This is a genomic window from Paenibacillus xylanilyticus, from assembly GCF_009664365.1.
GTDB classification, from domain to species: domain Bacteria; phylum Bacillota; class Bacilli; order Paenibacillales; family Paenibacillaceae; genus Paenibacillus; species Paenibacillus xylanilyticus_A.
Genome location: NZ_CP044310.1, coordinates 3,303,140 through 3,326,998, shown reverse-complemented (window position 1 = coordinate 3,326,998; position 23,859 = coordinate 3,303,140). Strand labels below are relative to the sequence as shown.

Annotated in this window: 21 protein-coding genes; 9 read left to right on the top strand and 12 right to left on the bottom strand. The window is 44.0% G+C overall.

Features of this window, described 5'->3' with window-relative positions; translation table 11 throughout:
- Positions 1 to 174 precede the first annotated feature (174 nt).
- The 3 genes from F4V51_RS14885 (at position 175) to F4V51_RS14875 (ending at position 3,291) form a co-directional block, all read left to right on the top strand.
- The gene (locus F4V51_RS14885; protein ID WP_153978590.1) at positions 175 to 543 is read left to right on the top strand and encodes a nuclear transport factor 2 family protein; all 369 of its coding nucleotides are present in this window, start codon (positions 175 to 177) and stop codon (positions 541 to 543) included.
- A 558-nt stretch (positions 544 to 1,101) separates the two neighbouring features.
- On the top strand, positions 1,102 to 2,292 hold the full coding sequence (locus F4V51_RS14880) for a glycine C-acetyltransferase (RefSeq protein ID WP_153978589.1): 1,191 nt from the start codon (positions 1,102 to 1,104) through the stop codon (positions 2,290 to 2,292).
- Positions 2,293 to 2,331: 39 nt separating this feature from the next.
- Entirely contained in the window at positions 2,332 to 3,291 is a 960-nt protein-coding gene (locus tag F4V51_RS14875) for an L-threonine 3-dehydrogenase (protein ID WP_153978588.1), read from the top strand.
- Between the two features lie 417 nt (positions 3,292 to 3,708).
- Here F4V51_RS14875 and F4V51_RS14870 read toward each other — a convergent pair whose 3' ends face one another.
- Positions 3,709 to 3,888 (bottom strand): H-type small acid-soluble spore protein, encoded by a 180-nt coding sequence (locus F4V51_RS14870; protein WP_110821305.1) that lies wholly within the window; start codon positions 3,886 to 3,888, stop codon positions 3,709 to 3,711.
- Positions 3,889 to 3,899: 11 nt separating this feature from the next.
- Positions 3,900 to 4,070 carry a hypothetical protein gene (locus F4V51_RS28845; RefSeq protein ID WP_167301697.1) on the bottom strand — a complete coding sequence of 57 codons (171 nt, stop codon included), beginning with the start codon at positions 4,068 to 4,070 and terminating at the stop codon, positions 3,900 to 3,902.
- A 314-nt stretch (positions 4,071 to 4,384) separates the two neighbouring features.
- Between F4V51_RS28845 and F4V51_RS14865 the strand changes: the two genes are divergently transcribed.
- The 4 genes from F4V51_RS14865 to F4V51_RS14855 all read left to right on the top strand — a co-directional run bounded on the left by F4V51_RS14865 (position 4,385) and on the right by F4V51_RS14855 (position 6,579).
- Entirely contained in the window at positions 4,385 to 4,549 is a 165-nt protein-coding gene (locus tag F4V51_RS14865; protein ID WP_153978587.1) for a hypothetical protein, read from the top strand.
- Between the two features lie 54 nt (positions 4,550 to 4,603).
- The gene (locus F4V51_RS29075; protein WP_236146556.1) at positions 4,604 to 4,999 is read left to right on the top strand and encodes a glycosyltransferase; all 396 of its coding nucleotides are present in this window, start codon (positions 4,604 to 4,606) and stop codon (positions 4,997 to 4,999) included.
- A 104-nt stretch (positions 5,000 to 5,103) separates the two neighbouring features.
- Complete coding sequence (locus F4V51_RS29070) at positions 5,104 to 5,373, top strand: hypothetical protein (protein WP_236146555.1); 270 nt, start codon at positions 5,104 to 5,106, stop codon at positions 5,371 to 5,373.
- 372 nt (positions 5,374 to 5,745) lie between these two features.
- Complete coding sequence (locus F4V51_RS14855) at positions 5,746 to 6,579, top strand: amidohydrolase family protein (protein WP_153978586.1); 834 nt, start codon at positions 5,746 to 5,748, stop codon at positions 6,577 to 6,579.
- Positions 6,580 to 7,219: 640 nt separating this feature from the next.
- On the opposite strand, the gene F4V51_RS14850 is transcribed toward F4V51_RS14855, so the two are convergent.
- On the bottom strand, positions 7,220 to 7,582 hold the full coding sequence (locus F4V51_RS14850) for a winged helix-turn-helix transcriptional regulator (RefSeq protein ID WP_323131775.1): 363 nt from the start codon (positions 7,580 to 7,582) through the stop codon (positions 7,220 to 7,222).
- A gap of 212 nt (positions 7,583 to 7,794) precedes the next feature.
- Between F4V51_RS14850 and F4V51_RS14845 the strand changes: the two genes are divergently transcribed.
- Both F4V51_RS14845 and F4V51_RS14840 read left to right on the top strand, forming a co-directional pair.
- Positions 7,795 to 8,454 (top strand): nitroreductase family protein, encoded by a 660-nt coding sequence (locus F4V51_RS14845; RefSeq protein ID WP_153978585.1) that lies wholly within the window; start codon positions 7,795 to 7,797, stop codon positions 8,452 to 8,454.
- A gap of 312 nt (positions 8,455 to 8,766) precedes the next feature.
- On the top strand, positions 8,767 to 9,087 hold the full coding sequence (locus F4V51_RS14840) for a hypothetical protein (protein WP_153978584.1): 321 nt from the start codon (positions 8,767 to 8,769) through the stop codon (positions 9,085 to 9,087).
- A 473-nt stretch (positions 9,088 to 9,560) separates the two neighbouring features.
- On the opposite strand, the gene F4V51_RS14835 is transcribed toward F4V51_RS14840, so the two are convergent.
- The 9 genes from F4V51_RS14835 to F4V51_RS14795 form a co-directional block, all read right to left on the bottom strand.
- Positions 9,561 to 9,959 carry an RDD family protein gene (locus tag F4V51_RS14835; RefSeq protein WP_153978583.1) on the bottom strand — a complete coding sequence of 133 codons (399 nt, stop codon included), beginning with the start codon at positions 9,957 to 9,959 and terminating at the stop codon, positions 9,561 to 9,563.
- A gap of 220 nt (positions 9,960 to 10,179) precedes the next feature.
- Positions 10,180 to 10,623, bottom strand: coding sequence for a hypothetical protein (locus tag F4V51_RS14830; protein ID WP_153978582.1), 444 nt, complete (start codon positions 10,621 to 10,623; stop codon positions 10,180 to 10,182).
- A 142-nt stretch (positions 10,624 to 10,765) separates the two neighbouring features.
- A complete protein-coding gene (locus F4V51_RS14825; RefSeq protein WP_153978581.1) occupies positions 10,766 to 13,270 on the bottom strand; it encodes a WG repeat-containing protein in 2,505 nt (834 codons plus the stop codon).
- A gap of 215 nt (positions 13,271 to 13,485) precedes the next feature.
- Positions 13,486 to 13,764 carry a hypothetical protein gene (locus F4V51_RS14820; RefSeq protein ID WP_153978580.1) on the bottom strand — a complete coding sequence of 93 codons (279 nt, stop codon included), beginning with the start codon at positions 13,762 to 13,764 and terminating at the stop codon, positions 13,486 to 13,488.
- A complete protein-coding gene (locus tag F4V51_RS14815) occupies positions 13,751 to 15,436 on the bottom strand; it encodes a hypothetical protein (protein WP_153978579.1) in 1,686 nt (561 codons plus the stop codon). The genes F4V51_RS14820 and F4V51_RS14815 overlap by 14 nt, the downstream gene beginning before the upstream one ends.
- Positions 15,437 to 15,536: 100 nt before the next feature.
- A complete protein-coding gene (locus tag F4V51_RS14810) occupies positions 15,537 to 19,097 on the bottom strand; it encodes a DUF4132 domain-containing protein (RefSeq protein ID WP_153978578.1) in 3,561 nt (1,186 codons plus the stop codon).
- Positions 19,098 to 19,145: 48 nt separating this feature from the next.
- Complete coding sequence (locus F4V51_RS14805; protein WP_153978577.1) at positions 19,146 to 20,336, bottom strand: VWA domain-containing protein; 1,191 nt, start codon at positions 20,334 to 20,336, stop codon at positions 19,146 to 19,148.
- Positions 20,321 to 22,735: a DUF5682 family protein gene (locus F4V51_RS14800; RefSeq protein ID WP_153978576.1), complete on the bottom strand. Its 2,415-nt coding sequence runs from the start codon at positions 22,733 to 22,735 to the stop codon at positions 20,321 to 20,323. Before F4V51_RS14800 ends, F4V51_RS14805 begins: the two co-directional genes overlap by 16 nt.
- Entirely contained in the window at positions 22,723 to 23,823 is a 1,101-nt protein-coding gene (locus F4V51_RS14795) for an ATP-binding protein (RefSeq protein WP_153978575.1), read from the bottom strand. Before F4V51_RS14795 ends, F4V51_RS14800 begins: the two co-directional genes overlap by 13 nt.
- Positions 23,824 to 23,859: the final 36 nt, after the last annotated feature.

The following is a 23,859-nucleotide window of genomic DNA, read 5'->3' as shown; positions in this document are numbered from 1 at the left end:
TCGGTCAAGCGTTACCTTTTCCATGTTAGTAAGTACTTCGCTTGATTTACCATGCGGACAACGTGAAACTTATGCGTTCGTATGACTTTTGTACATCCTTTTTTTGTTCATTTGATATAATAGATTCAAAACCTAGTTAAGAACTGCGCTTAATTAAAAAATATAGGAGCACTTATGAAAGAAGACATTATAAAAAAATATTTCTTTATGTGGGTAACTAGAGATTTTACGTTGTTAGATACGTATTTTTCTGATGATATTATCTACCGCGAATGTTATGGAGCAATGTATGTAGGGATAGAGGAAGTCCATTTGTGGATCAAAAAAATGTTACTGAAGCAAGTTGTCTTAGAATGGAAGATAAAAGATATTCATCAAGTAAATGAAACCTTATTTTTTGTAGAATGGTATTTTAAAGCAAAAGAAAAACAACTTTATTCATTTGATGGTATATCAATGATTAGATTTGATGGAAATAAAATCCTAATAATAGAAGAATATGAAGCTACACATGAAACTTTTAGACCATTTAAGATTGATTAAATGTGTCTAAGAATCAGTGAACGACGTTGTCGATGGACAAGAACATGTTCCCATAGAAGTCGCTATTTTAGCGGCTTTTTTATTTTATCGGTACAAGTTCTTGTCCCAAGCCAAGGACAAGAATTCGTACCGATTACCGGAATGGACAAGAATATAGTCCTTTTCCGGATTAGATGGATATCTAAGGGTGAGGCAAGCCTAATTTCGGCAAGCGCTCCCGTACGGACTCATCTCAATGCGTTGGCCAATGAAGAATCCCGTTTGGACTGGAGGTAAATCGATTGATTTAAAGGAATAAACAAAAGAAATAAATGCTGTACAAGAAGTTACCGAACAGCAAAAGATATAAACAAAAATGTAATAGCGATTGCTTCCGGGGATGGGGGAATAATCACTATGTATATTTGCGTATTTTTTTGGTTTTTGTCCTCCATATGTGTACAAAGAATGAAAAAGATGCTACATTGAAATCAGTCTAACCCCCCTTTGTTACAACACTTTTTCGAATAATTAAATGTCTCCTGTATGAGGACAGTCGTATATCGAGGAGGGAATCGAATGTCAAGTCATGTATTGGACCAATTTTTAAGTTCGAACATCGAAGATCTAAAGAATAAAGGTCTATATAACTTCATCGATACACTGCAGGGGGCAAATGGTCCTGTTATTCGTATTGACGGAAAGTCCTTAATCAATTTGTCTTCTAATAACTATTTGGGCTTGGCAACAGATCACCGTCTGATTGATGCTTCAGTTAAGGCGGCGCAGACATACGGGGCAGGGGCAGGGGCTGTGAGAACCATTAATGGTACGATGGATCTTCATATGGAGCTTGAAGAAAAACTGGCCCGTTTCAAAAAAACGGAAGCCGTTATCGTGTATCAATCGGGATTCAACTGCAATATGGCTGCTATATCTGCGGTAATGGATCAGCATGATGCGATTTTATCCGATGAGCTGAACCACGCTTCAATTATTGATGGCTGCCGCCTATCGAGAGCCAAGGTGATTCGCTTTAAGCATTCGGATATGAATGATTTAAGGCGGCAGGCGAAAGAAGCCAAGGAATCCGGTCAGTATCATAGGATTATGGTCATCACCGACGGGGTTTTCTCCATGGATGGTGATATAGCAAAACTGCCCGAAATCGTGAAAATAGCAGAAGAATTCGACCTAATCACTTATGTAGATGATGCCCACGGTTCAGGCGTTCTTGGAGCAGGTGCGGGAACTGTGAAACATTTTGGATTGTCCGAACGCATTGACTTTCAAATTGGTACACTCTCCAAGGCGATCGGGGTTGTCGGAGGTTATGTGGCAGGTAGAAAGCAACTGATCGAATGGTTGAAGCTGAGAAGTCGTCCGTTTCTGTTCTCAACATCGCTACCCCCGGCTGCAATTGCTGCTTGCAGCGCTTCTGTCGACATTCTGATGAATGACACTGAGCTGATCAAGAAGCTATGGGAGAACAGCAATGATTTGAAAAATGGCTTGAGCCGGCTTGGATATGATGTGGGCCAAAGCGAAACACCGATCACCCCTTGTATCATTGGTGATGAAGTAACCGCCCAACAGTTCAGCAAACGACTCTATGAAGAAGGCGTGTACGCTAAGGCCATCGTGTTTCCGACAGTTCCAAAAGGAACTGGAAGAATACGCAACATGCCGACAGCTGCTCATACCAGGGAGATGCTTGATCAGGTGATCTATGCATATGAGCAAGTTGGCAAGGAAATGAAGTTGATTTAACTGTATTCACGGGAGTATATCTTTCGGGAGGAATGTCTTATGAAGAAGATATTGGTGACCGGAGCATTGGGACAAATCGGTTCTGAGTTAGTCGTTAAATTACGTGAAATTTATGGAGCGGATCATGTCGTTGCTACGGATCTCAGGTCATCATCCCACGAAATTACCCGATCCGGGCCATTCGAGTTGCTGGACGTGACGAATGCTAAGGCGATGTTCGAAATCGCCAAGCAATACGAAGTGGATACCATCATTCATTTGGCTGCGCTGCTGTCAGCTACCGCAGAGGAGAAACCCTTGCTTGCTTGGAATTTGAATATGGGCGGATTGATGAATGCTCTCGAAATATCCAGGGAGCTCAGTTGCCAATTTTTCACTCCAAGCTCGATTGGATCTTTTGGCCCTTCGACTCCGAGAGACAACACCCCGCAGGATACGATCCAGAGGCCCAATACGATGTATGGCGTGAACAAGGTGTCCGGCGAACTGCTTTGTGATTATTATTTTCACAAATACGGCCTGGATACTAGGGGGCTGCGATTCCCTGGTTTGATATCTTATATGACGCCTCCCGGCGGAGGAACGACGGATTACGCGGTGGAAATTTACTACGCAGCCGTGACAGCTGGGCGATATACATCTTATATTGCCAAAGACTCAAACATGGACATGATGTATATGCCGGATGCCCTGAACGCTATCATTGATTTTATGGAAGCGGATTCATGCCGATTGATACACCGAAATTCTTTTAATGTCACCGCAATGAGCGTGGATCCGGAGGCGATCGCTGCAGCGATTCGGGAAGAGATTCCCGGCTTTATCCTCGATTATGACGTTGATCCGAAGAGGCAGGCCATTGCCGATAGCTGGCCGCATTCCATTGATGCAACGGCAGCGAAAACAGAATGGGGATTTCACACCCGCTACGACTTGAAGGCCATGACGAAAGATATGCTATTGCAGCTAAGCAAGAGACAAATGCTCCGCAAAGCTTAAAGTTAATATAAATTCACTGTGCAAAGCGAGTAGAAATACAAAAAAATCTGTACCAAGGGGAGGTTTGGCGTTACCCGGATAAAATGAAGGGAAGAACAACGTCAATCGTCAAAATGGGGTACAACAACATTGTTTCAATCCAAGTCGCTATTTTAGCGGCTTTTTTTATCGGTACAATTTCTTATCCCAGCCAAGGACAGTGACTTGTATGTATGCTGTCACGCAGTTTAAGACACGAAATAAGCTGGGTGATTCTGGCACATCAGAAGGAAAAATCGGTGCCTTCACTTCATTTTAATTATGAAATAAATTTATCTGATGTTTTGTAAACCGGAGCTTAAACGCTCCGGTTTTATTGTACACCAATAAGATTTAAGGGTGTGCTGAAAGGTGATCGCGTTCCTAATCCGTCGCATTCTAAGGATACTCAGTCAGACTGGACAAAGGAACAGTCATTTCCTGCTCCGAGTTTCCGATCGGATAGATTCGAGCCGTTTCATCCTCATTCACATGCTGGATTACGATAGGGGCATCCTGGTAGGTTACATTTTTCATAATGGCCGATTCCGAAATTTCAATCGCTCTTTGTTTGTTCATGAGAATTCTCCTTATTCTGAAAGCTTGTTCGATTGATCAAGATGACGGTGTGTGGCTTTTTTAATTTCTTGGTCGAGTTTCGATTGTCCTTGAATTTCTGCAGCCGCCTCCATCTGATGATTCAGCTGCTGTTCGATCTGTCCGATTCCATGCGCCTCTTGTTGCTGTTTGCTCTTAGTCAAAACGATCCCTCCATGGTTGTAATAAGATCTTTATAATCTCTGTACCACTACATTGCACCAAACAGTAGGAGCTTTTGCAAAAGTTTTTCATGTACTGCCATTCGATTTTAGTGCTATAAAATTTGGAAGCTTTCATGCGATTTTTTACACTGGGTCTAAACTTGTGGGGTATTTACCCCATATCTTCATCAAGATCAGTTCAAGTGTCCGTTACGTCTTGTTTAATTTTTCATAACTTATAGAGTGGCAGAATGGGATAAAGACAGTAAGTTCTTTTGACAGGAAGGGTTGTAAGATTTTAAGAGGAGGCGGATATGACAAGAAAAGTTGTGATTGAGATTAACTTCAACAACTACGGTTTTGACCCGAAGCGTCTGACAGGGAATGGTTGGAGCGGAGAATGGACATTTTCGCAGATATACGCTGAACTGTCTCAGGATTTCCTAATCCTCATGGAAGCGAGATTGAACTGGTATTAAGGGAATTCGTGGTCTGAATAGAACATTTCTGAACATCAAAGGAGGGCTAGGCGCGTGTCTGAGGAAAAAAAACTCATTGTTGAAATGCTCTTTAATAACTGGGGAGCGACAGCGGATCGACTGACCACTCGATGGATAGAATACAGAATAAATTTATTCATGAAATTTGCACTCAAAAGCCTACTCCTTCAATCTTCTCAGGATTTTACCTGCTATGTGCTATATGATCCGAAGTCTGAGAAGCTTATAAATGAGACACTAAAAAAGTATCCTTCCCTGCCTTCCCATATCTGCTTTGTAACACCTAAAGATTACCAGTCTCATATTATGCGAGATATTGAAAAGTTCAAGTATTTGTACCGCGTGTATCTGTCCAGTGACGATATGTATCACCAAGATTTATCAAAAAGCTGCACGCCTATAAACCTCACAAAGATACCGTTGCCTTAATACCGCAATACGGTTACATCTACGACTCGGTACAAAAGCGGCTAGGAAAATTTTTTTTCTGGCTTCCCAGTTACGGTGTAACTATTATCAAGGTAGACGAGTATTTGAGAGGACAAGCGGCCCGCTATACCTGGCGCGATGCATTTAAGGTTCCCAGGGAGTTCATTCATATTAAAGAACCAATTTGGATTAATCATATTCATGGACAGAACACAGGTACAACTTTTGCCAATGCCCTGACCTGGAAAATAGCAAATGTTCATGATGCTTGTACGTTGGAGCCTTGGAATAACAATAAACAACCTAAAGCTGCTTTCGGTCCTGAGATTACAGAGCCAAATGACATCGAACAGATCCTGAACCGCTTTTTCTAACTGTGCGCTATATTATCGATAGAATTAAAGTGGTTGGATAAGGCTACAATCGTTCTCTGAAGGGAAAAACTCTGTTCCATTTCGGAGAACGATTGGGAACAAGGTGAAACTGTCTAGTATAAATATTTGATCTATTTCATTAAACTAACCCCTTAGATTTATCGGGGTAAAAAGAGAAGTATCGGTCTGAAACTAGCTGTTGAGCACAAGAACTTGTACCGACGAAAAGGATCCATGTAAATCCCCCCTCATAGTGTACAAGTTATTAATATATAACATCATCATTGGATATAAACTTGCAAGAATTAGATATTTCCTATCCTCATTAAAGGTGTGTAAAATTAAAGCACCACGAGAGGGAGTGAGTTTATTATGCGAATTGATGCTCATCAGCATTATTGGTCAATATCACGTAACGATTATGGCTGGATAAATAAAGAATTACCTATTTTATACAGAGATTTTTTGCCACAAGATTATGAAATTCACTTAAAGAAGCATAACATCGACGGAACAATAGTTGTGCAGGCCGCACCTACTATTGAAGAAAGCGAATATTTGTTGGAATTGGCCAATCTGTCGGATTCGATATTGGGTGTAGTAGGTTGGCTAGATTTATTTACTCCATCGCATAGGGAACATTTCGATCTTTTCCGTAAACATAAGAAGTTCGTTGGCTTCCGCCTGATGTTGCAGGAGATGGTTGATGTCAGCCGTGTGCTTGAAAAGCCATATTTGGAAGCGCTTAAATACTATGCATCCTTGGATATCCCTATAGATATTCTTGTCCGAGAAAATCAACTGGCTGTACTTAATGAACTTCTCAAAGAGGTTCCTGACTTAAGAGGGGTTATTAATCATATCGGTAAGCCTCGTATAAAGGAACATCTTTTTGAACCATGGGAATTCCTGATGGGAGAGATAGCAAAACATCCAAAGATCTATTGTAAAATTTCTGGAATGGTAACCGAAGCTGATCATGATCATTGGGATGTGGAACATTTTAAGCCGTATATTGAACAAATTATTCGTATATTTGGTCCGGAGCGTATTATGTTTGGTTCGGATTGGCCGGTCTGTTTGCTAGCTGCAAGCTACGATGATGTTCTTGGTATCTTGAATAATACAATTCCACAATCATGGGTGGAAGAGAACCGGTCCGGTCTGTTTGGAGAGAATGCAAGAACATTCTATAAATTAAGATAATTCAGATCGCACAAAATGCTATGTTTACTATTCAATTTTCCACTAAGTATTTCAATACAGAGCTTGTTATCAGAAAAGCCGAGAACCCTTGATAAAAGGCTTCTCGGTCTTTATATTAAACCGGTCCAGGCTGCTGCATGATGCAATTATGATACAATTCGGGAGTATAACTATAATGATTGTGAAGCTACGATCAATGATATACCTGACCAGGCTGAAGTTGGGGGAAAGGAACACGAGTCCGGCGGCCTTTTACTAAAAAGGGGTTTGGATAAACGTGAACTACAAAATGATAAATATTCTTATTGTGGAAGATGAGAAGAACATATCTGAGCTGATCAAAATCAATCTGACTGATTCCGGATATCACTGTGTCTGTGTCTATGATGAAGGAGGTTCCCGAGAAACAAGAACATATACCCATTGAAGTCGTTAATTTAGCGGCTTTTTTATTTTATCGGTACAAATTCTTGTCCCAAGCCAATGACAAGAACTTGTACCGATTACCGGAATGGACAAGAACATAGTCCAATTACCGATTAGATGCAATTCTAAACATTAATCACATGAACTTAATTCTTTATTTTCTGGTCCCTAGCTGTTGCCGTTTCATTTTTAAGAGCCAGTCTAAACTATTACTTTACCCAAGCGGGGGTTCGTCATCATCAATGCCTTCCGATGTTCCTCCCCAGGTTTCACCCCATATGCGCATCTCCCGAAGTACGGGTATGTACGCCCTTCCTTTATCTGTTAGTGAATACTCAACAGTAACAGGTGAGGTAGGAAACACCTGGCGGTTGACCACTTCATGCCGCTCCAAATGACGCAGGACATCCGTTAAAGACTTGATGCTGACATTGTCTAAATATCTTCGCATCTGATTAAATCTCTGCGGACCTAGACTAAGTAAGGTGAGTACCAAAATAGCCCATTTTCCACGAACAACCTCCAACGCCTCGCGAATGGAGATGAGGCATTGTTCGTCCTCTTTGCGTATATCCACAAAATCATCCCTTACTATAGTATAGTTAGTCTAATATATAGAGCTATATAAAAATAATGTGTCTACTTTAAAGTATATACTAAATAATTTATAGTAACAATAAAGCTTATTTAACTGCAATGGTTGAATTTGTTTTGATAAAGGTCTACTACTAATTATTTAGAACATCTTGTGCCAACTTGGGGCAAGGTAATTATGAGGAGGAGAGAAGCATGTCCGTTGAACAATCGTCACAGAAGGTGGAGGCGCAGTTTTTTGATGTTATTCAAGATCGGAGATCTGTAAGATACTATGATTCCGAAGTGAAGATCTCACGGGAGGAAATGAAGGATATATTGCAGCTAGCTACACTGGCTCCTTCTGGCGCCAATCTCCAGCCGTGGAGGTTTCTCGTCATCGACTCGCAGGAGCTAAAACAGAAACTGCTTCCAATCGCCAACAGCCAGCAGCAAGTGATTGAGGCTTCAGCTGTCATTGCGATACTCGGAGATTTGGAAGGCTATAAATTGGCCGAGAAAGTTTACGGGATGGCGGTAGATGCGGGGTACATGCCTGAAGAGACAGCTAAATCATTCGTGGAGCGATACCAAAGACTGTTCGCGAGTATGTCTCCAGAAAATGTACTCCGAAAAGTATTTATTGATAGTGGACTGGTGTCCATGCAGCTAATGCTTGTCGCTCGTGCAAAAGGATATGATACGGTCCCGATGGGCGGCTTTGACCAAGTAAAATTTGTAGAAGAGTTTGATATTCCGGCGAGATACGCTCCTGTTATGCTTATCGCCATCGGCAAGGCAGTGAAGCCCGGACACCGGACGGTAAGATTACCGATAGAAGATGTCACTTTCTTTAATGAATTGCCTAAGGATTGATATTAATCATTCATGTAATATAAAAGAAGCTAAAGGATATGAAATGCACCCCAATTGTTAACCACTACTTACAATTGAGGTGCATTTTTGAGTTTTTGCGGAGATCAAGAAACTTTGTTAAAGCACTGCAAAAGGAGCAAGTTTCGAGGGACAAGAACATGTTCCTATTTGCGATTAGGCATGTATCTAATCATATCTTGTCCTTCAATTTATTAAACTAACGGGCAGGTTAGTTTAAAGATTACTCAGAATATTTACACAAAAGTACTCTTCTTCTATAATTAATCAGTAAAAATAGGAGGTGCAATATAAATGTTTGTTAAAGTTTATCGATACCAAATTCAGCCTGATAGAATAGATGAGTACTTAGAGATTCAAAAAAAATCAGCGGAGATTTATGCGTCTTACATAGACTTTCAATCTTTCTGTATAAATAGTAATCAAGAAAAAAGTAAGTGGATTGAAATATCAAAATATAAGAACGAAAATGAATATAGAAAAAGTATTGATCTAATTAATGATAATACTGAGATAAAACAACTTTTCGAAAAATTTTCATCTCTTTTGATAAATGGTGAGACTGAATTAGTTGAAGAGGATTACATAATGAAGTTTAGTTTTAATGATACATAGCATTAACTAACGGAAAACGTTAGATCAAAACGGTTGTGACGGGAGAAGACCTGCTGTTAGGCGAATATAGTCCAGGTTATTTTGCGTGGGAAATAGCGGGTTTTTGTCTGCTGAAGCCCTATATTCCAGCGAAGGGAAAACTGGGACTATAGGAATATCCAATAGACGCTGTAACACGACTCCAGTGTACATTAATTACATTAACATATGTACAAAATACGAGTTTTGTGAAACAGTATGTTTAAAAACTTAACCAACCCAATTATCAATCCCAAACTATCTCTTCATAATTTGAATTCATTTCTTCATGGATTTTTGTTTCTTTTCGTTTCTATAGCCCTCGATATTTTTCTAATATCATATGGATAAATGTGTGAATTGTATTTGGTATACGAAATTAAACTTCCGTTTTATCTAGTTTTGTTAAAATCCTAGCCACACAGGATTTTATCCCTGCACGGCCGAAATTTTAATTAATCCCAAACAACTTCTGTACCTGCGATGAAATCATGAATTGCACGTTTATCTTCACGTACGGCCACCATAATAATACTAACTATAAATCCGATCCCCAAAGTAATTCCATACACGATTCCCGCTACAACGACTCGCAGCAACATTGCAACAATTCCTGGTGGTTCATGCGTATCGTATTTGCGAATCCGGATTCCACATATGCGCTTTCCGATTGTTCGGCCACTCCAAAAAACAGGTAATAAAATGGAATATAACGAACTTAATAAATTAACGAACGGATCATTACTATCAAAGTTCCCAGTCAGTGCTCCTGCTATAACAGCTAAAGGCAATCCTATAATCAACCCATCCAAAATTGCTGCACCCAGTCTGATCCAAAAACCTGCATGATACAAAACAATTCCTCCTGACAACTTAAATTATTGTGCTACCTCCTTTCTGTATGGAATTAATTAAATATTATGTATATATACTTAATAGTATAACATAATTTCCCATCCATATATTTTTAGAGCAAGTTCAAATGAAAACTAACCTTTGTGAAATTTTTATCATTCTTTCCATTTAAATAGTACTATAGTATTGCAAACATCCGCTTCCCCCCATAAAATCGCCTTAAGCGCTTCTACTCTTTAAAATCCTATGTTCAGCTATAGCGTACAGCAATCCGATTACAGCAAAGATCCATATGGATGTCATACGATTTAGACCATATCCTACGACGAAATATTCGGAGTACAGTTGATCGAACACCCAAATCCCGCCCACTCCCCAGCTGCAAATGTAAATCAATATTCTAATCATAGTACTGTGAACCCGTTTGCGTAATAACCAAGAGATGGGAATCACAATAATTACGTAGATGGCAGCCAAGTGATGACCGTATGCAAAAAGCAATGACAGTGAGTATGTTACAAAACCGATATTGCGTATCCCGTAAAACTCCGTCGTTGTAATCTGATATCCTTCCAATACTTCGAGGACAATTGCACCCGTTATAATCAGCCCCACAAACACCAGGCCCAATAGTAAGAAACGTTTCACGCCACTATCCAGCAAGTCAATCACCCCTACTATCTAAACGCGATCTGTGCCGTCAAAGTTACACTTTTTGAGTGGTTATGATTACGTACTCCTTTATTGAACAAAAAAAGCCATATGGAATATGGCTTCATCATGAACGTTATATTACACTCCTACATTACATATGGAACGCTTTCCAAAACGAACCCTCAGTATTAATAATGTCCCTGATCTGGACAAAAGGAATCGTAAATGTCGGGAATCCCGCTGCGTACGGAGCGATCTCATAGGGATTGAAATACAGATGCAGTGCGTCTGCCGTCACGAAAAATGGCTGGTTCGGGCTAATTCCTTCATAGGTATCCGGAAATACATAAGAATACTGAGGATCATTTTTGATCTGATCTCCTACAATCTGACTTAATACTTTTACGTAGTCGCTATTCGGCTTAAACAAGTCCTTTAACTCGTACAGCTGCCCGCTGGTGAGATTAATAATGGCATAGATCATCGTAGGCATACCGTGTGCAGCCCCAAAAGGATAGTTATATCCCGTAAGCTGCAGCTGAAGCAGCTGTTGCAGATAAAAGGTAATATCAAAATCCCCTGTGTAGCTGTAATCCAGCTTCTGGTCTGGAGGAATCGGTTTGACCTGAGACAAGTTCCTCAATTTCAAATTAAGTGCCAGTTGTGCGGCCTGGTCGGTTAATCCTTCCACCTGGGGATAATAAACCAGATAATCGATATTGGGTTTATACTTCTCTTCACGAACACGGTAAGGTGGCTGAAGGGGAACGATTGTATTTTGCCGCCAGATGATCTGTCCGGCTCGATTGACATACAAAAGACGCTGATCAACGTTTGCTTTGATCAAATCCGGTGCTACGACTTCCAGTGTACCGGAACCCTCTACACGGGGATATCCCGGTGCTGGACGCCCGCTCAGATCAAGCAGAACAGTCTGTCTTCCATCCGATGCAGATGCGAGCCCCCCTTTGTAGTCGCCCACGTCCCTGTAAGTGAACTCTGTTAGCCTCCTGCCATTAACATCTGCAATCGCATACAATGAGCCAATGAAAGGCTGCTCCGGATCAATGGCCTGCCCCAGTGCAAAACGCTGTTCCCCTAAATCTCGGATATCATTGTAAGCTGGTTTAATGACAAATTCGCCTTGCGTGTTAATGACACCATACATGGATTTGTAGTCCTCTGCTGTATTCACAATCGCGTGCCCACCATTGAAAGGAAGTGCTGTAGTAAATTTAGGTTCAATTCGGACCTGACCTCGTTCATCGATATAGCCGTACTTTCCGGGTGTCTCCTTCTGGAAAGCAAGTAAACCGTCTCCCAGCGGTCCCACATATGCGTAAGGGTATGTCGCCAGTCGATTTCCATTACGATCTATGAGTGCGAACTCATTGTCTTTAATCTGAACAACCGCTTTACCGTTGTTAAAATCGTAGGCTGATACGAATTGTGCTCGGATCACCTCATTGCCAGCAGCGTCCAGGTAGCCGTAACGACTGGCATCTCCACCTGCCTGACCTCCGGAAATATCATAGAAAAGCGCCCGCCCATCACTCGTATTTGCGATAAAAGGATAAGCCCGTTTCGTAAGCACATGACCTTGTTCATCGATCATTTTAAAGCCTTGAGCGTCAATCACAATTGCCCGTTCTTCTTCGAATGAATTAATGGAATCATATACAGGCTGAACAACATACTGGCCATTCAGATTAATCACACCAGCCTTGTCATCCTTCACAACGACAGCCAGGCCATTCGGCTGAAAATCACGAGCGTCATCAAGTACAGGCTCCAGCCGGATCCGACCCTGTGCATCCATATAGCCCCACCGGGTTCCCTGAATCGTTCTTACCGAAATGGGGAATAACCAGGTGGTTTCACGTACATGACTACCTCCCATACTTTGTTTAATCTGTTTCTCCAATTCAAGCAGCGCTTCCCGGGATGGGTAAGGTTCGTTGAAACTTAGCGCTTTTTGAACTGAAATCAGGGCAGCCGGTAATAACCCGGCGCGATACTGAGCATCGGCAAGATAATACCAGTAAAAGGTGTAGTCCGGATAATGCTGAGTTAATTGTTCGTAGTACTGTACAACCTTGGGAAAGTAATACATGTATACGTCTGTGGCAGGTACCCATTTCCCATTTTGCCATCTAATAATATCAACCTGATAAGCCTCCCCGGTATCATGCGTCCAAAGCGCGATCTCCACTTTTCCGTCTCTTCCATGCTGACCGGGCATATCAATAATCTCGGCATGACTGAAATATAAATCAGCTGGGGCTACGTCCGTTAAGCCTGCTTCTGTCCACTCATATACAGCAAGTTTGGACCAGATGGAGCCGAGCTGCCAGCCAACAATTAGATTGTTTCTTGCCGTAGATGTTACAGGTGCAGCTGTAAGCAAGGTTGCGTTGTACCCCAATCCTTTGGTGACCGACATCTTCGTCCATTGTCCTTGCACAAATTTCAAAATCAACAAGGTTAATTCTCCATCCAGTTTATAAACCGCAGCGATCTCCGGCATCCCGTCTCCGGTGAGATCTGCCGCATAGATGGCTGGATGTTCGACAGGTTTAAGTATAGTGACGACATTAGCGCCGGCCGGAAGTTGTTGTTTTACGATTTGAGTTAACAGTGGCTCGCTCATCGACATGTCTGTTTCCTCCCTTATGACCGCATTCGCCTAATGGTATGCATCATAAACCGGGATATGACATCTAAGCGAATATTACTACTGAATTGTGAGAAGCATGGTGCATGGTATACGTATTTGAATAGATCCCGTAAGTAAAAAGTTAACCAAATAACGCTCTCTCCACAAAAAAAGATTTGCAGAGGCACTCGCTTCTGCAAATCTTTCGCATAGCTTCAGGACGATTCCTGAATGCTTAGTTGTACGTACTGGGTTAAGCGGCAATAATGGCTCAGCAGAAGCTCCTCGTTACCATCACCGAGAGCCAGGCGGCGTCCTTCGGTTATCAATAGCCCTACAATTTCCTCAAGGAATGTCAGTTGATACCGTTTGATCTCCGCAAGAAACTGTTCTAACACGCCAACATCCTTCAAAGTAAATTGGGATATCCCGCGCAGCAGCAATTCTTCTGCCCAGCCGCCGATCTGAAGCATGAACTGATTATAGTCTTCCAAGTCTACCCGCCCTTCCATAGCCTATATCCAATTTCAGGCTGATTACCCGTTGTCCCTTTAGAAAGCTAATTGGGTACAATGTGCTCTGTTCCATTCGAACAAAAGCATAAAAGTGTTCAAGCGAGGCGGCTCCGTATCCTGACTCTAGACGCTGGATCATCATTTGCCAGTCCATGGAATAAGGAAGCGTCAGAGGAAGCAGCTCCCCTTCTTCCGTTTCAATGGTAAGGATAAGTTGTTGAGTTCGTTTGTCAAAGCTGTGATCTACGATCCGGGCAACCCGAAGGATGGCAAAACGCTCCTTCGGGTTGGTAAATAGCTCAAATGTCCTTGAATCCTCAAGAAGTAGAGAAGGAACATCCTGCATGTATTTGCCCAGATTCACATCTTCCACGTTCGTTCGCGTCATAAGTTCCAGCTTCGCACCCTCCCCTGAAGAGAGCCTGCGGTCGTTGTTCACTTTTACCGTTTGGAACTGCAGCTCTTCTCCGGCAAATTGACGGAAGGTCACGTTGGTAAGCCATGGCGTAAATGCCCCATAATGCTCTGCGTAGGAAAATGAATTGTCGTCATAGTAAACAGCGCGCACATCGCTGTACGTGTATATTTCTTCGTCTTCAAAACAGTAGAAGTAATACGTTATGCCCCGGTAACCAGACCTGGTCTCCCATGCATCTGCTCCTAGACCATACAGATGTAACTGCGGAACGGTGTAATACTTACTGCGAAAACTGCCAATAAGCTGGCTCTGCATATAAGCAGAAGTACGCTCTTGCTCCAAGACCTGCAATGCGAGATACAGCTTGGACACCCGATCAAGCATGGTTTGCATGGAGAACCGAATATGTCGATTGAAGAATAGCTGTAATTCACCCTGAATTCCCCGTAAACTTCGTTCAACATCAGGTAGGTTGCCACTATGCGCAGCTACAGCGAGCGTCTCCAGCTGGGCCATATAGGACTGTGGAAGCCTGGCAAGCCCCGTTTTTAACAGATCGGCAAGCATGCTGCGGCATTCACGGACGGTTTGAATGGAGAACTTGGTATCATATACTCTTCCACTTAAGACATTCTCATCGTCCACATGTTGTTGTCTGCGATATCGAAGCAAGGCTTCCAGCTTCGCCATATTTCCAGCCGTTTGTTTAACCTTACACAGCGCCTTAGCGAGACTGGGTTCCTGGGTGAATGAAACCTCGATGTCTTGTCTTACAAGCCGCACGGTAAGAAGAGAATCCTCCAGAACTTCGATCTGCTCGGGATACTTCAACCGGAACCAAACTTCTTCGATCATCGAGGAGCTATACGATTGGATTAACGTAGACAGATCAGACTCTGTCATCCAGCGGAAACGGGATTCATGACCTGGTGCTAACTCCTCTGTATCCATAGCAATCGAACTGGATTTTGAATTATTGTTAGTCTCCTCAGATGAAGGAACTGCCTCCGCCAGCATGTCTTGCCCCGTGACTTCTTCATCCGTCTGATGTTCACGCTGATAATACAGAATCGAGATCAGAACATGTTTGCAGATGTGATCTGACGGACAGGAGCAATCCCAGTGATCGAGCGTACTCTCCAGCGTACAGAGAGTTCCATCACTCAACTGACAGCTGACTGAAGATTCATTCCACGTGTATTGCACACTCACACCGTTATCGATATCTTTCAAAGACCGCTTGTACAATCCCTTATTTGCATGCCTGATGAGGTAGTCTTCCGTGCACAATTTGGAAAATGTCCTGAATTTATGTTCGAATTCACCCACGTAATCAACGCCCCGTTGCTCTTAGGATATCGTAGAGCGTTTCACTGAAGACACGTCCCGGAATCTGACCCAGAGCAATGCTTTTGTTATTGCTGTAGTAATAACTTCTCTTGTTCTCCGGTCTGAAGAATTGGAGAGATTCAAGCGTAATATCGTCCATCCCCTCATAATACGTGATACTGGTACCGCTGAAACGCAGTTCCGCTACGTATTCATCGTACTCCTTGTAAAATTCATGATACCAGCCGCCGTCCATTGCCGGCCCTTTGATCCAACCGAATTTCTCCAGTGCTTTCGGGAAAGCCGTCGGTGAAAATTCCGATTCCGGAAGTCGGGAGTACTCCTCAAGCTTGCTGTCTTCTTCCTCAGGCAGGTGAATTTCTCGGTTAAGCTGCTCGAAAGGCTGCTTCACTTCGTAGTCTTCGAGCTGTGTTTTCCAGCCGTCCAGGGTAGATGCTTCAAGTTCAAGCGGATGTACAAGTCCTACTAGTGTATTCAGAGGTAGTTCATATTCATCTTCATCCACCGTATTAAAGGTGCCATCTTCCATATAGCGGAAGGTGCTATTCAGCTGACCATCTTCATAGGTGCCCCAGATCAGACCTACAGCGAATTTTTGCATGATTACATTTTCAACAAAGAGTGCCTTCCACTCTTCAGAAGACCACAAACGCTGCTTGGACAATGATTCTTCCAGGCGCTGTGCCTGAATGCCCACCATTGTTTTGAGATCTTTCTTCAGCTGGGTAAAACGTGCTTTGGATTGTGCAGCGAGCTCTGCGTCATCCTTCTGCGCTGGTGCAGGCAAGCTTTTCACTGTTTTACCTGTTTCTTCGTTCAGAACGACGACCTGCAAATCTCCATTCACTTTAATGAGGAATGAACGCTCACCGTAACTCAGCCTCAACGTTCCTGACTCGTCAAAACCAAGCGTAGTTACAAGCCGATCTTCCAATTGTTCCGGTGTAAGTCCCAAGTTGTCGGCCGCAAGCTGCAGTGCTTCTTCTGCCGCGCCTTTCACCTGACGATTCTTGACGCTGCGTTTAATTTTATCAATGGCCATGAGAGCAGATGGATCTTTCAGGTAAGCTAGTACCTTCACCGCATCTGCCGCAATAGCTCCACGACTGTTTTCGGTCCATTCTTTAATTTGAGGCGTTAGGATGTGAACGATTTGCACACTGCCAAAGAGCGCAGAGATATACATCACCCATTTTTCCTTCGCAGGAGCACCGTCCTGAATCCATAACTGGAGCAGTTCAGTTGCGAATCGAGATAACGAATCTTCATCTACATACTCCCGCAGTTCATTCAGCCTTTCGTTAGGTGCAGATGTATGATCTACCGATTGGACCAAAATATATTGCTTAATTCGATCATCCAAAGGTTGATTGTCTTCCGAACGAATAAGAGAAGGCAAGTCCTTCAGGGATAACCAACCAAATCTAGCCAGCTTTTTGGCATCCGCCTGATCAGCAAGTGCAGCATGGGCATATTCCGGGCTTTGATCTGCGGTATCCAGCAGAATTTGAATCAAGTTCTTCCATTCCGCCGACTTCTCACCCTCCAGAAGCTCACGATATAGCTCTTTATTATGATCCAGGCTGCGAATTGCGCTAAGCGCCACTTCTTTCACGCTTGCTTTTTTTTCTGAACGATAGATGGTTGTAAAGAGTTCCGGATCAGGTACACGATTGAATTCGGATAATGCGAGACTGTTGGCTTTTTTGGATGAATCCTGCAGTCCCGCTCGAATCGCCTCGGCAAGCTTCTCCGTCTTGAGTTCACTTCGCTGCTCGAAGGTAATCTCCAAAATTAAAATACGTGTGTCTGTTGGGAGCTTTTTATACTGTTCCAGAGCATAGTCCAGATTTTGCTGAATAATCCGGCGGTACTCATCCTGAGGCATTGCTTTGTACCTGTAGTCGGTCATGCCGTTCAGCGAGATCAAACTGGTCAACAGCTTATCCTGCTGTACCTCTGGATCTTGCCCATAACGCTGCAGCAGCTTCTCTCCGCTGAAAGCGTAGGAACGATACATATCTGAGACGATATCCAGCGTCCACTCCGGATAGGTAGCCAAAATGACAAACCGGCGCATTGCCTCTGAGTCCACTGGCAGGAAGCTGATGGCCATCAGACTCTGAATACGTTTTTTGTCACGATTGAGATTGTTAAACAGACTGCGGCTGTTTGAGTCTTCCCAGTATTCTTCAAATGATGTCTGACCTTCGAGATACCTTGCGATGGCAAGACCACTGCGACCACCTTCCAATGGCTCCCGGAGTACTGCAGAGACGGCTTGTTCAATGGTACCGTCCGCGTTAGGGATTTCTCTACTGTGATCTTCCATTATCTTTTGGATAACCAGCTTGAGGTATGGAGTTTTGAGAATATGATAAGCACGTATGGATTGTTCCGGATCACTCATGATGGCCGACTGGATCGACTGCCATGATATCGTAAACATATTCAATTCGTTATTCATCAGCTCGATCAGTTGGTATGGTTCATCCAGAGGAAGCAGACCAGCGAGCAGCCCGTCGGCATTTTTGGCTCTGGAATCCATGCTCATCAGATACATGCGCGTCTCAAACGGATAGATTTCATGCAGTTGAGTAATTGCCTCCAATAGAGCTTGACCCGTTTCGCCTTTGTTTTCGAGGAAACGGTCCTTTCCCCCATGGACATTGATTAGATACAACAACGAGCTGCTTATCAAGATCATAGTCTGGTGGAACACATTCTGAGACAATTGTTCTTTTTTATTCAATGAAGTGTCCGGGTACAGCTCTTCCATCAGGCGATTTCGTTTTTGCTGAAGAAATTCCGGTTTCAGATCATGCACAGACCGATTAGATCGGCTCTGCAAGGAGCACACAACCAGTGGCTCCATAAGCTTATGTAACGTCGGGCGCAGCTGCGCTGCATCATCAGCAACGACCAGTTGAAGTAACTCAGGCAGGTGGTTGCTTAGTAATTGCAACTGTGCTGCCTGTGAGGGAACACCGTTCAGTTTGGAATACAGTTTCAGGAGAAGCAAGGCGTCGATTATTTCTCGCTCATGGTTGCCATATCCGTTCCCTTTTTTGGACTCAACAAATACCTGTACACGGCTTAGCCTGCTTTTGAGCTCATCTACAATTTCTTTTTCACCGGCAAACTGACGTATTTTCTCCAATCGGGACAGAAGACCACCGATCCGATCTGGGTTTTTGCTCTTTCCACTCAAGCCGTAGGCTTCAGAGTCATTGCCGAGACAAATGGTGAAGCCATCCGTAGCCCACGAATTGCGTCTGGAGTAGTGGGATTCCAGGTGAATGACGATAGCTCCTGCCCGGAAAAATATATCTCCATCATCTTTCTTGGCAAGCTTCATGAGCGCATCAATTGTATAGTAGACATAATGGCTGGAATTCCCTATCATTTCAGGAAACTTGTCCGTGTTTCCCAGCACATAATCAATGATTTCCTGACTCCGATCTGTTTTTAGGGAGTAATCCTTCGAACACATCTCAGCAAACTTCTCAACTAACGCCTCAACAGCGCGATCTGTAGTAAGCATTACACATTCCTCCTTAATTTTTGGGTGAAAAACCTGGTTATAAACGCATTACGTGATAATCTCACCGATCCATTCTGCAAGCTCGTTAGGGGTAATTGCGGCGACATGTGCTCCCATATTGGTTAAGGTTTGTGCGGCATGTTTGTTATAGACGGTATCCCCATTAAAATCGAGTGCGGTGAGCACAAGCAGTTTGCAACCGGCATCCATAATATCCTTACACGCTTTATACATTTGTTGGATCGGGTATCCCTCTTCCAGATCACTTACAAGGATGTAGATCGTTTTGCCAGGATTATCTATCAACGTCTCGCCATAACGCAGGGCCTTGGTAATATGAGTTCCTCCACCCAGCTGTACACTCATAAGAACATCAACCGGATCATCCAACCTGTCACTCAGATCGACAACCTGGGTATCAAAAATAAACAAGTGGGTACGCAGCGCATTCAAACGATAGAAGATACTAACCATGACTGAGCTGTATATGACCGAGTCCATCATGCTGCCGCTTTCGTCAACAGCAATGATGACGTTCCATTTATTATGCGGCTGGATATTTCCGTCGAAATAAAGACGATCAATCACCAATCTGCGGTTTACTCGATCGACATTTTTCAGGTTCTTGGTAATGGTTCGTTTGAAATTAAGATTACGCAGGGACTTTATGGAACTTGGTGTGTAACGGCTGCGTTTTCCCATGATGCTGGCTCTGGTCTGGGACTCCAGCTTACGCTGAAGGTCCTCAACTACAGTCCGCACGATCTCCTTCGCACTCCGCAGGACGTCCCCTTTCATTCGTCCTTTGAATTGCATGATGTTTTTCAGCAGGTTCATGTTGGGTTCGAGAGACTCCAGCAATTTTTTGTCGGTTAACAGCTCTGTTAAGCCATAACGGTCCAGTGCCTGTTTCTCCAGCAGCTCCACGGTTGGCTTGGGGAATAATTCCCGAACCTTATGCAACCAGTTGGGAACCGTAAGATTAGAGGAGCCGCGTCCTCCTTCTTTTCGGTATCCCTGTTCTTCGCCGTATTCCCGATTGTAGAGGTAACCCAGAATTTCATCGATTTCGGTATACTTGAAATGCTCAGCGTCGTATGCATCCGTATTCGATAAGCCTTCTTCAGCAGAATCACCCAGGATCAATCGCCATCGGTTCAGCGTTTCAGCCTGATTGGAATCCGGAAGGGCCTTCAATGGATCAGGAGTTCTCGCCCCTCTGTTCAGATCAGCTTCCATGTCTCAAACTCCTTCCGGATGGCTTCATCCCAGGATTTCACCTGAATCAGTGTGTGTTCGTCGATCCCCGGTATCGCCATCTCTTCAGATTGAACCTGATGCAGCTTCGCAACCCGATCTGCAATCAGTGTTGTCTCCATAGGTGTAAAATAAGTGAATGCAAGCCGTAGTTCCGGGATCATCATCATAAAATCATCATGATCCAGCTGCTCTATCATGTAATTCAGCTCGGATAGCAGCTGATCTTCATATAAAAATGCATCTCGTGCCACGGAAAACACGCCCTGTAAATACAGTGCTGTCTGCCGCATTTGATCCGGTGTACCGCGAATGTATCCGCGAGCACGATCAACGATCTCTTCCCTTGCCCGATCACCGAGTCCCGAGGAAATGGCCAGGCATACACCTTCGAGTTGTGCCGGAAGGTTGTGATCTGCCAGCAGCTCATTCAGATGAGCTCTGAAGGTTTCATCGCGGTAACGTTCCTCGGAAGATTCCGCCAGCATCGCGAGCAGCTTCAACCCCTGAATAACAGGCTGATGCTCATCAGGATTGGTTCTCGCGAGCTGCAGTAGTTTGTCCACTGCGTTATTGTAGGCTTCGGCAACCAGCTCGGGAAGATGGCTGTCATCCGATAATCCAAGTAATCTTCGGTGCTGATGAATTCGGTCCAGAATGTGAAGACTGCCGCATAGAGATAGGAAATTTCCATCTTTCCTCAGTGCTGAGCGGACTTGATCATACAATTGAGCAGCCGCATCCTGTAAACCCATAAGCAGAGCCTGGAGCATGGATCTAGCAAGCTCACCGCTATGATGATCCGGAATATCCTGCATCTGTTCCGCCATTTTTCGGGTTGCTGCTTCCTGAATGGTACCCCCATAAAGTGAATTTTCGATTAATCTGGCTTCAATCCTTGATGAGTAGGTATAGATCCAGGTTTCCCTGACCAGATTCATATCTCGCTGGGCAATCCAGTCTGGTCCAGATTGGCGTTTCGCGAATTCGGGAACCAGATAGGTAATGCATTGGAACAATTGACTAAGCTGCCGATGCTCTGGTTTGGCATATAGATCAAGGACCTTCTTGTGCTGACCGGTCGTACGAATCTGCAGCTTAGCTAACGCACAGCGGGATTTGAAATCTTCAACAATCGGAATGTTGAATGAATTGGGGGCCACACTTCCTATGGCATCTCCGGTCAGAAGAAGCTGGAGCTCTTGCAGCGGTTTTTCTGTAGCCAGTGTAAGCTCGCCTTTGACAAAAGAAGACGTCGCTGCGTCCATTAGCTCATAAACTCCGCCTTCTCTTTTGTCCCGAAGTGCTGCAAGCCCCTGAACCATGCTGTATGCCTCAATCGCGTCACTGGTCGATACGTGCTCATGGCCCTTACGGAGTGCATGTGTAAGCTTGGACAGCAGATTTACTGCCGTTACGTTGTATGCGGTACTTTTCTTGCGGAACAGTTCGCTCCAGATCATGTCGTAGTAATTCACATATGGCATTCCACTCGCGTAACCATTCAGACGGTCTGCTTCTGCAAAGGTGTACACCATGGGATACATCTGCTGATGTACCGAATTCCTGGTTGCAGAGCTTATATTCTTCTTCACAGGCTTGTCTGAGAACTTCTGCGAAGCAGAGTCTGTTTCCAAGCCCAGTAGTCCGTACGTATGGAATCCACCTGTTATAACGAGCAGACGATCATACTTCGAGGAAGCCTCACGGATGCAGTTTCGCATGTGTTCTTCCCTGACAAGATCACCGGAACGGTGTAGCCGATCAGCTGTGTAACACATACGAGATAACGTACAATAAGTGAACACATCCTGCACAAATTCCTGTGTGGATTTCTCGAGGCCACCGATCTCAAACACTTTCTCCCATAGCTCGTCGAAGCTGCGGCAGTTCATTTTTTGACACAAACGGTTGATGAAGTCGGAGCTGGCCAGCAGCGTCTCATCCTGAACAGATATTTCATGCTGTTCCGTTTTCTCTTTATTAGCGAAATGATAGTAATCGAGATCAATGAACTGTGCAGGAATGTTAAGCCTTGAAGCTTCACGTAACGCTACATATTCTGGGGAATAACGCAGCATCGGATAATAACACGCTGCACGGTCATCCTCGCTCTCATAGGTATAATACAAGCTGACCGGAGGGATCGTTGCTTCATCAGCCAACACGGAGAGATATGGATTCCCGCTCTCGGGTCCTTCGATCAGAATAATGTCCGGCTGATATGCCTCAATCAGTTGTAACAAATGAGAAGAACAAACCGGACTATGATGCCTTATCGGAAAATAAACCGTACCATTGTTCAGGTTATACACCTGAGACTCAAAGAGGGATTGCAACTCGGTAACATCCGGCTCCACTAGTGGCGCTACCCGATCCATTTTTTCTCCTCATAATAGTCCTTCCAAATTCCCTCTTCTTTGGAGCGTTCCTTCACAACCTTGGAGAAGTAGGCTTTCAGAACGGACAGATCCTTGTCATTTTCCTTGGCAATGGTTCCAAGCATGTTCTGAACCAGGCGATCCAATGCAATTCCCTTATCCTCGTAATAATACGAAGTCATTGCACTCTGAACGTATACGGAAACGGCTTCTGCAGTACTCATGGAAGCTTGTGGTGTGTCCAGCTTATAACCTTCACGGCTCATGCCGGTACGCAGCTCCATGAATGTGGTCGCAAGAAGCTCCACCACATCCGGATTAATTTCGATATCAATATCACTATGTAATAAAAGGCTTCGTGCCTGGGATTCAATAATTTTCGCTTCCATCTTCACACTGCTGATTGGCTTGATCGTTTCGAAGTTGAAACGGCGTTTCAGCGCACCACTCATCTCGTTAACACCCTTATCACGAATATTCGCTGTAGCAATCACGTTAAACCCCGGCTTGGCAAACAGCACGCCACCATCCAGCTCAGGAATGCTCATGACTTTGTCACTTAGAATACTGATCAGACTATCCTGTGCTTCAGCCGGACAACGTGTAATCTCTTCGAAACGGGTGATAATGCCTTTCTTCATGCCGCTGTATAACGGTGCTGGAACAAGAGCTGCTTCCGAAGGACCTTTATCAAGCAGCATCGCATAATTCCAAGAATACTTGATCATGTCCTCCGTTGTGCCTGCCGTACCTTGAATGGTGTTCAGACTGGTTCCCGAGATCGCAGCTGTCAGCAGCTCACTGAGCATCGTCTTCGCTGTTCCCGGTTCTCCCACCAGCATTAAGCCGCGATTGCCCGCGAGCGTTACCACCGCACGTTCAATTAAGACGTCATTCCCATAAAATTTACGAGTAATCGGTATGGCTTCCCCATCCAACATGGCGGGTTTGTCCCTGCCAATAATGAAATCTCGCACATATGCGGGAGATAATAGCCAGTTGGGGGGCCGTTTTCCCTTATCTTCCTCCCGAAGTGCGCGTAATTCAGTTTCATATAATGTCTCAGCCGGTGGCTTAAGTATTTCCATCGTTATCCTTAATCTCCTTCCACAAAACAGATCGTA